General features: G+C 32.5%; 12 protein-coding genes. 3 read left to right on the top strand and 9 right to left on the bottom strand.

The window, feature by feature from the left end; all coding sequences use genetic code 11:
- Positions 1–15 precede the first annotated feature (15 nt).
- The gene (gene guaB, locus BM246_RS10110) at positions 16–1,488 is read left to right on the top strand and encodes an IMP dehydrogenase (protein ID WP_042495518.1); all 1,473 of its coding nucleotides are present in this window, start codon (positions 16–18) and stop codon (positions 1,486–1,488) included.
- A gap of 271 nt (positions 1,489–1,759) precedes the next feature.
- Here guaB and BM246_RS10105 read toward each other — a convergent pair whose 3' ends face one another.
- Positions 1,760–2,110, bottom strand: a complete 351-nt coding sequence (locus BM246_RS10105) for a hypothetical protein (RefSeq protein WP_074937639.1) — start codon at positions 2,108–2,110, stop codon at positions 1,760–1,762.
- Between the two features lie 2 nt (positions 2,111–2,112).
- A complete protein-coding gene (locus BM246_RS10100; RefSeq protein ID WP_139221876.1) occupies positions 2,113–2,844 on the bottom strand; it encodes a hypothetical protein in 732 nt (243 codons plus the stop codon).
- Between the two features lie 156 nt (positions 2,845–3,000).
- Between BM246_RS10100 and BM246_RS10095 the strand changes: the two genes are divergently transcribed.
- Both BM246_RS10095 and BM246_RS10090 read left to right on the top strand, forming a co-directional pair.
- Positions 3,001–4,380, top strand: a complete 1,380-nt coding sequence (locus tag BM246_RS10095; protein ID WP_083415760.1) for a phenylacetate--CoA ligase family protein — start codon at positions 3,001–3,003, stop codon at positions 4,378–4,380.
- A 3-nt stretch (positions 4,381–4,383) separates the two neighbouring features.
- The gene (locus tag BM246_RS10090) at positions 4,384–5,418 is read left to right on the top strand and encodes an ATP-grasp domain-containing protein (protein WP_074937633.1); all 1,035 of its coding nucleotides are present in this window, start codon (positions 4,384–4,386) and stop codon (positions 5,416–5,418) included.
- Between the two features lie 182 nt (positions 5,419–5,600).
- On the opposite strand, the gene BM246_RS10085 is transcribed toward BM246_RS10090, so the two are convergent.
- The 7 genes from BM246_RS10085 to BM246_RS10055 all read right to left on the bottom strand — a co-directional run bounded on the left by BM246_RS10085 (position 5,601) and on the right by BM246_RS10055 (position 11,064).
- Complete coding sequence (locus BM246_RS10085; protein WP_052415352.1) at positions 5,601–6,023, bottom strand: T9SS type A sorting domain-containing protein; 423 nt, start codon at positions 6,021–6,023, stop codon at positions 5,601–5,603.
- A 278-nt stretch (positions 6,024–6,301) separates the two neighbouring features.
- A complete protein-coding gene (locus BM246_RS10080; RefSeq protein ID WP_042495507.1) occupies positions 6,302–6,769 on the bottom strand; it encodes a hypothetical protein in 468 nt (155 codons plus the stop codon).
- 111 nt (positions 6,770–6,880) lie between these two features.
- Positions 6,881–7,261 carry a hypothetical protein gene (locus BM246_RS10075; protein ID WP_074937630.1) on the bottom strand — a complete coding sequence of 127 codons (381 nt, stop codon included), beginning with the start codon at positions 7,259–7,261 and terminating at the stop codon, positions 6,881–6,883.
- Positions 7,262–8,734: a potassium/proton antiporter gene (locus tag BM246_RS10070; protein WP_074937628.1), complete on the bottom strand. Its 1,473-nt coding sequence runs from the start codon at positions 8,732–8,734 to the stop codon at positions 7,262–7,264. It abuts the gene before it with no gap.
- 226 nt (positions 8,735–8,960) lie between these two features.
- Positions 8,961–9,428 (bottom strand): hypothetical protein, encoded by a 468-nt coding sequence (locus tag BM246_RS10065; protein WP_042504770.1) that lies wholly within the window; start codon positions 9,426–9,428, stop codon positions 8,961–8,963.
- Positions 9,429–9,496: 68 nt separating this feature from the next.
- Positions 9,497–10,009 (bottom strand): IS1096 element passenger TnpR family protein, encoded by a 513-nt coding sequence (locus tag BM246_RS10060; protein ID WP_074937625.1) that lies wholly within the window; start codon positions 10,007–10,009, stop codon positions 9,497–9,499.
- Between the two features lie 38 nt (positions 10,010–10,047).
- Positions 10,048–11,064 carry a COX15/CtaA family protein gene (locus tag BM246_RS10055; protein ID WP_074937623.1) on the bottom strand — a complete coding sequence of 339 codons (1,017 nt, stop codon included), beginning with the start codon at positions 11,062–11,064 and terminating at the stop codon, positions 10,048–10,050.

Genomic DNA, 11,064 nt, shown 5'->3' with positions numbered 1-11,064 from the left:
AACAGTAATTGCAACATGACTGCACACGAAAATAAAATAGTAGGAGAAGGGCTAACTTACGACGATGTCCTTTTAGTTCCAGCGTTCTCCGAAGTACTCCCTAGAGAAGTTAGTATTCAAACAAAATTTACACGTAACATCACCATTAACGTCCCTATTATTTCGGCTGCAATGGATACCGTTACCGAAAGTAAAATGGCAATTGCCATGGCGCAAGAAGGAGGTATTGGTGTGCTACACAAGAACATGTCTATAGAGGCGCAAGCCTTAAAGGTGCGCAGAGTAAAACGTGCAGAAAGCGGTATGATTATCGATCCGGTAACCCTACCTGTAACTGCAGTAGTTAGCGATGCTAAAAAATACATGGCAGAATATAGTATTGGCGGTATACCAATTGTTGCAGAAGATGGCACATTAAAAGGTATAGTAACCAATCGAGACTTACGTTTCGAGCATAATGGCAAACGTGCCATTAGCGAAGTCATGACAAGCGAAAAACTAGTTACTGCATCTGTAGGAACTTCTTTAAAAGATGCTGAGCTTATACTTCAAGAACATAAAATTGAAAAGTTATTAATTGTAGACGATAATTTTAAATTATCAGGATTAATAACCTTTAGAGATATTACAAAATTAAGTCAGAAACCAAATGCAAACAAAGATCAATATGGTCGTTTGCGTGTGGCTGCCGCTTTAGGTGTTACTGCAGATGCTGTAGAACGTGCCGAGGCATTAGTTAACGCCGGAGTAGATGCCGTAGTTATCGATACTGCGCACGGGCATACAAAAGGTGTGGTTTCTGTATTAAAAACTATAAAAGCAAAATTTCCAAACCTAGATGTTATTGTAGGTAATATTGCAACTGGCGCAGCTGCTAAATATTTAGTAGAAGCCGGAGCCGATGCTGTAAAAGTTGGTATTGGTCCAGGATCTATTTGTACAACACGTGTTGTAGCAGGTGTAGGTTTTCCTCAGTTTTCTGCAGTTCTAGAAGTAGCAGCAGCTATTAAAGGCAGCGGAGTACCGGTAATTGCCGATGGTGGTATACGTTACACGGGCGATATTCCTAAAGCTATTGCAGCAGGAGCAGATACCGTGATGTTAGGGTCGCTTTTAGCAGGAACAAAAGAATCTCCAGGAGAAACCATTATATACGAAGGACGTAAGTTTAAATCTTACCGTGGTATGGGATCTGTAGAGGCTATGAAAGAAGGTAGTAAAGACCGTTATTTCCAAGATGTAGAAGACGATATTAAAAAATTAGTACCAGAAGGTATTGTTGGTCGTGTGCCTTACAAAGGCGATTTATACGAGAGTATTCACCAATTTATCGGTGGTTTACGCGCAGGTATGGGCTACTGTGGAGCTAAAGATATTGAGACGTTAAAAGAAACAGGACAGTTTGTTAAAATTACAGCAAGTGGAATTAACGAAAGTCATCCGCACGATGTAACCATTACCAAAGAATCACCAAACTATTCAAGGTAATATAAACAGTACTATAAAATTAAAGTTCAACTGAAAGGTTGGACTTTTTTTATGCGTATTATTTTGGGCGTTACCCGAAAAGGGTCGGGCTTTCCGCTATATCTTTTTTAAGGTTGGTTTTGTTTAAGTAATTTAAACTTTAACATTGAGGTTTACTTCTTTTTAATCATGGTTTGGTTAGAAGTAAAAAAAAGGATGCCGCATCAATCCCTAACGCAGGCTAGTTTGTGGTATTTGTTTTTAACAGGAAATGTGTAAATTATTAACCCTCTTAAAACTCCACCGATTGTAATTCAGTTAAATAAGTTTTAGTATATCTTTCTCCAAAATTATCTATAGTAATCGCAAAGGCAAGATGTAAAATAAGCGCTGTAAATATCCCAAAGAGTATAGATTCTGGACTAATAAAAGACATGGCCAAAATAAGCATCACAATTAAACCGCCATAAATTAATTTTAGCCAAAAGAAAGATTTTAGAGCCTTTTCGGAAGTTTCAATTTCAGATTGAGCAAAAGCTATCTGGTCGGTTTCATAAAAGGAAACCTTGTCGTCAAATTTTTGTTGGTATTTAAAATAAGCAAGAACCATAGCAGCTATTTCTATGAGTCCTATAAAAATCAAGGTTACGGCAAAACTTTTATGATTAGAAAATAATATAAAAGTAATCCTACAACGGCCGAAATAATACCAATAATTCCCGCAGCAAGGTATAGTGATTTTTCGCTAGCTAAAAAATGAGATAAAAGCTCCATAAGCGCTGTCTTGTTTTTTGAATGCGTTGGTTGTAAATACGCTTTAGTTTTTTCTGGTAGTTCGGTGGTTTTATATTCTATATCAGAACGCCATTCTATTTTAGAGATGGTAAAACCATCAAAACATTCTGTAGCTGTTAATCCAAAGGCTTTTAACGTTATTATAAAACGTTCAATACCTCCAAAAGGATAATTACCAGTAGAAAAATTAATAAGAGCACTATTTGCATTAAGCTTTTCCAAATTGTCGATATCGACGTCAAATCCATATTCTAAATAATTGAATATAGAATCTACGTTTTGTAAACCTAATGCTTCTAATTTAGCGTTATCAGCGTTAATATATTTTTCTAAATACGTGATGGCATAATCAGGAATAAAAGCTTTACGCCTGTGAATTTCTGGTGCTATATCTAAGTAGTCGCTTAATTCCTTTACAGCTATATCGACTTCCTCTTGCGTCTGTTTGCTATCCCAATCAATTTTGGGAGAATCATCTGGAAACTCATAATTAGGTTTCCGCACATTAACCATATGTTTATGTAGATTTTTAAAGTCTTTAAACTTTAAAGTATCCAATATATTGAAGGAAATGTATAACATTAATTAAAAGTTGATTAGCCTAAATCTTAGACTTGTAATAAGTGTTTTGTTGTAGTCGTAATTCTATAAATTAATTATAAAATATTAAAACGAAGTTATTGAATTTATTCAGTAATAAAAAATGATTATTTACGACTATGATAGCTTGTTAAATATATGGTAAATATTTATATAGAGATAATAGAGTCCGGAAAAAGACCTATTTTTAAAGCTTTGTGTATTAGACTTATGGAGATTTTAAACACGCTTAGAAATTTTGCTTATTGGAGCATAGATGCCTTAAAAGGTGGAGAGGTAAAAAAGGATTTTCAGGATATCGAAAAGATATTTGGTTATACATCCTTTACGTCATTAAAAGAGCATCAAAAACCGGTTTTAGACAATTTGCTCAATGCTGTTGTAAATAATTCTACGTTCTATTCAGGCTGTAAAAATTACAAAAGTCTTTCAGATTTTCCTATTGTAAATAAATCCATCATTAAAGATCATTTTGATGATATCACTTTTGAAGATCAGGAAAGCAATTATCTTCCTGTAAAAACAAGTGGATCAACAGGATCTCCTTTTTCAATCTTTCAGACTAAAAGAAAAAAAAATAGAAATACAGCCGATACACTATATTTTGCAAAATTGGCAGGCTACACCCTTGGAGAAAAATTATTATATCTAAGGTTATGGGCGGCTTATTATAAAAAGCCAAAAATGATTGCTTGGTTGCAAAACACGGAGCAACTTGATGTTAGCGATTTAAACAATACTTATGTTAAGGCTATGGTAGATCGCTTAGAAAAAGATAAATCGCCTAAAGGTTGGATTGGTTACCCTTCGGGATTTGAATCTATTTGTAAATCACTAGATGCTTTGAATGCAAAGCCTCTAGATTGTAATATAAAATCTATAATAGCGATCGCTGAAGGCTTGAGTCCAGAGGTGAAATCTAAAATGGAATACTATTTTAAGGCTCCAACAGTATCTCGCTATTCTAATGTTGAAAACGGAATAATAGCGCAGCAAATGCCAAATGATAATGCTTTTAGAATAAATTGGGCGAGTTATGTGGTTGAAATTTTAGATTTGGAAAGCGATGTGCCCGTTCCAAATGGTACTATTGGACGTATCATTATAACCGATCTGTATAACTTGGCAACGCCTATGATTCGTTATGATACTGGAGATATTGGTGCTTTTGTAAACGATGAAAACTCTACAGATAACATACCTAAACTAGAAAGTATTCAAGGAAGAAAAATGGATGCCTTGTATAAAACCAATGGGGATATGCTAAATCCATTTACTATGCATGCGTATGTGTACGATTTTCCTGAAATTAAGCAATTACAATTCATACAGCATAAGGAGAAAAAATATGAAATAAAAGTAAATACAAATGTAATGTTTGAAGGCGAATCCCTACTAATAGAAAATTTTAAAAATGATATAGGTACAGATGCTCATGTAGACATTCAATATGTAGATGAAATTCCTAGTCTAAAGTCGGGAAAAAGAAAGATATCAGTTAACTTATACAAACAATAATAAATGCCCCAAACCAATATATTATTCACTTGTGCTGGTAGACGAAATTACCTTATAAATTACTTTAAACAAGCCTTAAACGGAACCGGCTCTGTTATAGCTGTAGATATGGATGTTAACGCGTCTGCTTTAATTGATGCTGATATTTTTCTAACCGTACCAAGTATATTTGACGAGAATTATATCTCGTTTTTAAAAGATGTTTGTAAAACTCACAAAGTAGCTGCCGTAATTTCTTTAAATGATTTAGAGTTACCAATTTTATCAAAACATAAAAAAGAATTTGAAGATTTTGGTACTAAAATTATAGTGTCTAATGAGGAGGTTATTGATACGGCTTTCGATAAATGGAAAACCTATCAGTTTTTAAAGGCTAATAATTTATTAACACCACAAACTTATATAGATTTAAATAAAGCTTTGGTTGATTTAGAAGATAATAAATTAAACTTTCCATTGGTTTTAAAACCAAGATGGGGTAGTGCTTCTATTGGTGTGGATATTGTTGAAAGTAAAGAGGAGCTTATGCTATCTTATCAATTATTAAAAATTAAGCTTTCTAGATCTAATGCTGGTAAAACGAGTGTGATTGATATGAATAACGCCATTTTAATTCAAGAAAAATTAGGAGGAAAAGAATTCGGAATGGATATTCTGAATGATTTTCATGGTAATTATTACGGATCATTTGCAAGAGAAAAACTCTCTATGCGTTGTGGTGAAACCGATAAAGCTAAATCTGTAATAAACATTGATATTAGTAATGTTGGTAAGGCTATTTCAGAAAAACTAAAACATTTAGGCATTTTAGATTGCGATGTTTTTGTAGATGAAGATAAAATATATGTATTAGAGTTCAATCCACGTTTTGGAGGAGGTTATCCTTTTTCGCATGAAGCAGGTATTAATACAGCTGCAATATATATAGAGTGGATTAGAGGCGGTAATTCTATAAGTGCTTTCAATAATTATAAAGAAAACATGGTGTTTGCTAAGCACGATACATTAATAAATATTCCTGTTTTAGGAGAGCTATAATTTTATAACAAGTATTTCAGTTTTCTATTAACAGTATAAAATAAAAAACCTCAGGTAATTTAAGTTATCTGAGATTTTTTTGTTTATTAACTTATGTCCTCATAATTTTTAGAAGACATAAAAAAAACTGCCACTAAGTATTATTTAGCAGCAGTTTAGCGGTTAAGGTAGATTATACAAGGTTATTCTTTTAAGAATTTTCTAGAATTTGCATTATTGATTTTTAATAAATACAAACCTTTTTTAAGGTTTTCAATATTAATAGTTGCATTATTTGAAATAAGCCCTTTAGCAATTTGTTTTCCTAAAATATTATAAATTCTATATTGCTCGGTGTTTTTTAAACCTGAAATTTGAATAAAATGACTAGAAGGATTTGGAGATATATTGATATCTCGTTTAGCTGTAACATTATTTTCTGTAGAAAGCGCTACCTCATTTAAATTTGGAGGTTTAGCAGCTGTATAATCTTCTTTATCGACATCTTTACTTTTAAGTAAAGCACTAGTTGCATGTTCTGTTTCCTGCTCAACGGTTTTTGTTTGTGCGTTTGAGTTGAGGAAACTGAAAAATAAAATAAGAGTTATAGTGTAGATTTTCCCCATAGAAACTGTTTTGTAGTATAAGATAAACAAATTTATTGATTTTTTATGAGATAACCTTTTGTTTTAACTAGAAAATATACGATAAACGGTTAAATGTGTTTTTAATCGTGTTAAAATTTAGTTGTAAATAGATTTGTGTAGGAAATTTGTTGTTTTTAGACTTTATTTGTACTGTAATACTTATAAATAAGCAATAGCGGATTCGAGTTTATGATTTTGATAAATATTTTCAAATTGTTAACTCAAATCCGCTATTGCTTACATGTTTATTAAAGGTTTTACTGTTTGGTCTCCAATAAGTTATTGATTATTTTATTCCATTTTTCAATAGATTGTAATTCTTCTCCTAATTGGTAACTTACATCAGCATTAAAAAACTCTAAATTCACCTCTTTTTTAGTTTTATCGTGAGGTATAAGCTTTAAATACAGTCTATCAATGTGTTTCGATTTAGTAATATTAACAATCTCACAACTTTTAATTGTAGAAAGGTCTACAAACTGTTGTTCAACTTCAGTTTCTTCTTTCAAGATAAACGAAACAGATTTTTTGCTCTCATCTATACCAATGGCATAGAAGCTGTTAATTTCGTTTTGTGTAATGGTGTTGTTATGTTGGGATGCTAAATCTTTTAACACGATTAATTGACGTTTAACAATCGCTTTTTTGCTTCTGTTAGTTAATACAAATGGCATTGCACAAATTGCAACACATATAATTCCGATAAGGGTTGTTCCTAATTCCATTTTGATAATATTTTAAATTTTGATAATATAATTTCTGTATGAAGCGGTAATTCGCAACATATCAATACTTTAATTTTAATCACCTAAGCGGTGGATTTTTATTAAAGTGTATTACCAAAAATTGTGGAAAGGAAAAATAAGATCAGACTTTCTGTGCCTAATCAGAATGGTTTTTAAATGATTTTGATACTGTTTGAACTTAGCATTAAACAATATATCATTCGAGCAAATAATAGCCCAAAAGCCATTGTAAGGTAGTTTTAACTCCGGAAAAGAGAGCTCGGCTACATCCGAAAATAAGTTTTCGAATTGCTGTGTATGTGGCTGCAATAACTTAGAATTAGCTTCTAAGTTTTCTTTAGGCATGCTACCGTTGCTTTGCTCTATGTATTGAAAACTAGAACTTGGTAATGTTTGCGCAGGAGTGTATATGCCGAAACAGTATATTGAAACCAGCAGAAAAACACCTAATATGTTATTCCAATTTTTCATTTATGCTATTGGAGTTTGGTCTAGAATGGTGTGCACTTCATTTAAACTAGCCTCATTATCTAGTAAAAGCACCAAGGTATCGTTGGCCTCAATGACTGTTGAGCCTCCTGGGCGCACAAATTTTTTGTTGCGCTTAATCATAACAATAAATGCAGATCGCGGAAAATGTAAGTCTATAATTCGTTTTTCTACAGCAAAACTTCCTGGAGCTATGGTTATTTCTTCCATTTCCGATTTCGGTAAATTTAGAATATACCTGTCATTTTCTGCTATAGGTTTAACTTCTTCTGGTAATGCTACATTTAGCCACTTGGCAATAATAGATAGTGTTGTACCTTGAATTAATATTGATGTTACAGAGATAAAGAATACAATATTGAAAATAATATTGGCCTTATCAATACCTGCTAAAAGTGGGTAAGTGGCAAACACAATAGGAACCGCACCTCGTAAGCCAACCCACGAAATGTAAAAACGCCTTCTAAGTTTCATTTTAAAAAACATTAAACTTAGAAAGACACTTATTGGTCGTGCAACGAGAATTAAGAATACTGAAATTAGTAAACCAATGCCCATATAAGGTATAATTTGCGAAGGAAAAACAAGTAAACCTAAGGTTAGGAATAATACAATTTGCATAAGCCATGCAATACCATCAAACATTTTTAAAATAGTCGATTTATGTATTAAATCTTGGTTTCCTAAATATACCGAACAAATGTAAATGGCAAGAAATCCGTTACCACCAAAAAGGTCTGTTGCCGAAAATGTTATAAACATTAGAGCAATAACTAAAACAGGGTAAAGCCCTTCGAAACCTAATTTAATTTTATTGATAATTATTTTGCTCAACTTTCCGAAGGCAAAACCAGCCACACCACCAAAAATCATTTGCTGAAGAAACATTATAATAATCTTCCAAATGCTTTCGTCTTGACTAGTAACTAAGGTTAGAAAGGTAAGTGTAAGCACATAGGCCATCGGGTCGTTACTTCCACTTTCTAACTCTAATGTTGGTCTTAAATTATTTTTTAACGCTAAGTTTTTTGAACGTAAAATTGAAAATACGGCCGCTGCATCTGTAGAAGAAACAATAGAACCAAGTAACATACTTTCAAAAATGGTAAAATCGGTTACAAACCAAACAAAGGTCCCTAATGAAACTGCTGTAAGTAACACTCCAATGGTTGATAAAACAAGACCTTCTTTTAAAATAGGTTTAACCGCTTTCCAGTTGGTATCTAGTCCACCAGAAAACAAGATGAAGTTAAGGGAAACGATACCAATAAACTGCGCCATTTTAGAGTCACTAAAACGTATGCCACCAATACCATCGGATCCTGCGAGCATACCGATAGTTAAAAAGAGTATTAAAGTTGGTACTCCAAACTTGTAAGAGGTTTTACCTACTACAATACTTATAAAAAGTAATAGAGACCCAACTAATAATATGTTTTCTATGGTTAAATTCATCTTTTTGTGTCTAATTTCAGACGCTGTAAAATTAGTTTTTTTATAAAAGAAAACAATAAAAAAGGTTAATTGTTTTAATAAAAAAACATGAAGGTATATACGTTGTTTATGAGCCGTTTACATTGATTTTTAATATGAAGTTTTTATTCGGAATTTTATTGAATTTTTATGCCAATTGATGTATGCTTTGGTTCAATTAAACTTGAATAAAAACTAAGACTTGTGTTTAGACGGAAGGCACACGGTCTAAATTATCAATTTTGTTATGTAAACTTTCTATTAGAATGAAAATATTAGATAAACTCTTGGTGTCTTTTTTACGTACCGAACCTTTATAAATTAAGCTATTTGCATCAAGAAGAATGCAACTCCTTTTACTGGCTAGTATATGACGTGTTTCAGGACTTTTTAAAAGTAATTCTGAATATTTACTTTTTTCTCCATAAAAGTTAAAAGCACTACTTCTTGTTAAAAAACTTAAAAGGGATGCTTGCTTTAATTGGCAAGGTAAGAAATGAGATTTTAAATCTGTTTTACGTGATGCTATATTGATTGATAACCATGTTTTCCCCCAAGAGCATTTAACTTTAATTATCCAATTACTATGTTGCTCAATGAAGTTAACTTCTCCTTTAAGAAGTATGTTCGTTGATTCCGTAATCGAACTTGTAAAAGGATGATTTTCTTGCACCAAATTGTTTGTAATAGCGCAATTATTAGTTTTGCTTACTGCTTACTGCTTACTGCTTACTGCTTACTATATTAATTCCAATGTTCATCGAAGTCCAAATCTTCATAATCATCAAGATCTAATTCATCGTCAAATTCATTAAAATCATCATCATTTTCAGCTTTAAACACTTTGTCTGGGGCATCGTCAGGTACTTGCCCTTGTACAAACATTAAGTTCGGGTAATCTGATCCTTCAGCTTCTTCAACAATTTCAGCTAATTCAACATAAAACGTCCACATGCTTAAAAAATCATAAACGTAAATCAGTTTCGTTTGCATTTCGAAAGTAACATCGTTAATGGCAGTTTCGTTCATTAAACGCGCAGAACCATCATCACTCAAATCAAATAAAGATATTTCTTCACCTTGATTCCATTGGTCATCACTACGGTAAAAAGATGCCATTTCACTACCATCAAACCCAAAAGATTGCGTGATAATGTTGTGTAAATCTTCGAGTGTATCATTTTCACGAATTTCTAAATCGCGGAATACATCTTCGTCTGTATCGTTATCAAGTATTACTCTAAATCTATAAATCATTGTAAAAAAATATGGTGCAAAGGTAAGTCTTTTTATAATTATTTACTGAAACGATGTAAAGTAAATGTTGTGATACTTAAAAGGAAAAATGCGCCAACTTGGTGAGCCACACCTAACCAAACAGGTACGTGAAAAATAAGGGTTAATACGCCTAATAAAAACTGAACACCTACCATAATTAAAAGACCTGTTACGGCGTAATTTTGCATTTTGGTGGTTTCCATTTTTCTAGCTTTATACCAAATAGATACGAGCAGAAAAGCGACAAGATATGCTAGCATGCGGTGTACAAACTGAACCCCACTTTTACCCTCTATAAAGTTTTTGTAAAGCGGATTTTGTTCAATATATACGGTTTCATGCATAAATTTACCCTCGTTCATTAAAGGCCAATGGTTGTGTATAAAACCAGCATCTAAACCGGCAACAAAAGCACCATAGATAATTTGGAGAAGTAAAACAACTAAACCTAGCCTTATAAAATTTCTGAAAGATGTATTTACTGTTTTTCTGCATGGAAATTTTAAATCGAGCGCTACCCAAAATGTATAAGCGAAAGTTAAAAATGCGGTTGTTAAATGTGCAGATAGCCTAAAATGACTTACATCTGGGTTGTCTACCAAACCGCTTTTTACCATATACCAACCAAGAAAACCTTGAAAGCCACCCATGATTAAAAGGATAACAGCTTTTTTTATGGTAGATTTTGTGAGTTGCTTTGTGATTAGAAAGTACAGGAAAGGTAAGAAAAACACTAAACCAATAAAACGACCAATTACGCGGTGCAGCCATTCCCAAAAATAAATATCTTTAAAATCTTCTAGATTAAAATGATTGTTTAGCTTTTGATATTCTGGATATTGTTTATATAAATCGAAAGCTTCGGTCCATTCAGCATCGTTCATAGGCGGAATGGTTCCTGAAATTAATTTATAACTAGAAATTGATAAACCAGAATGCGTAAGCCTAGTAATACCACCAACAACAACCATGATAAATATTAAAAAGCACCCGGTTAGGAGCCAATAAATCACTTTTTTATTATCTTTTTTCAT

The sequence above is a fragment of the Algibacter lectus genome, from assembly GCF_900112395.1.
Taxonomy (GTDB): Bacteria; Bacteroidota; Bacteroidia; order Flavobacteriales; family Flavobacteriaceae; genus Algibacter; species Algibacter lectus.
Note: the sequence above shows the minus strand (reverse complement) of the source record. Positions and strands in the feature narration are given on the sequence as shown.

Coding starts and splice junctions, on each gene's coding strand:
- BM246_RS10100 (WP_139221876.1), bottom strand. CDS start 2,844: ATGTTATACATTTCCTTCAATATATTGGATACTTTAAAGTTTAAAGAC.
- BM246_RS10075 (WP_074937630.1), bottom strand. CDS start 7,261: ATGAAAAATTGGAATAACATATTAGGTGTTTTTCTGCTGGTTTCAATA.
- BM246_RS10055 (WP_074937623.1), bottom strand. CDS start 11,064: ATGAAAAAAGATAATAAAAAAGTGATTTATTGGCTCCTAACCGGGTGC.
- BM246_RS10070 (WP_074937628.1), bottom strand. CDS start 8,734: ATGAATTTAACCATAGAAAACATATTATTAGTTGGGTCTCTATTACTT.
- BM246_RS10090 (WP_074937633.1), top strand. CDS start 4,384: ATGCCCCAAACCAATATATTATTCACTTGTGCTGGTAGACGAAATTAC.
- BM246_RS10060 (WP_074937625.1), bottom strand. CDS start 10,009: ATGATTTATAGATTTAGAGTAATACTTGATAACGATACAGACGAAGAT.
- BM246_RS10095 (WP_083415760.1), top strand. CDS start 3,001: ATGGTAAATATTTATATAGAGATAATAGAGTCCGGAAAAAGACCTATT.
- BM246_RS10080 (WP_042495507.1), bottom strand. CDS start 6,769: ATGGAATTAGGAACAACCCTTATCGGAATTATATGTGTTGCAATTTGT.
- BM246_RS10085 (WP_052415352.1), bottom strand. CDS start 6,023: ATGGGGAAAATCTACACTATAACTCTTATTTTATTTTTCAGTTTCCTC.
- guaB (WP_042495518.1), top strand. CDS start 16: ATGACTGCACACGAAAATAAAATAGTAGGAGAAGGGCTAACTTACGAC.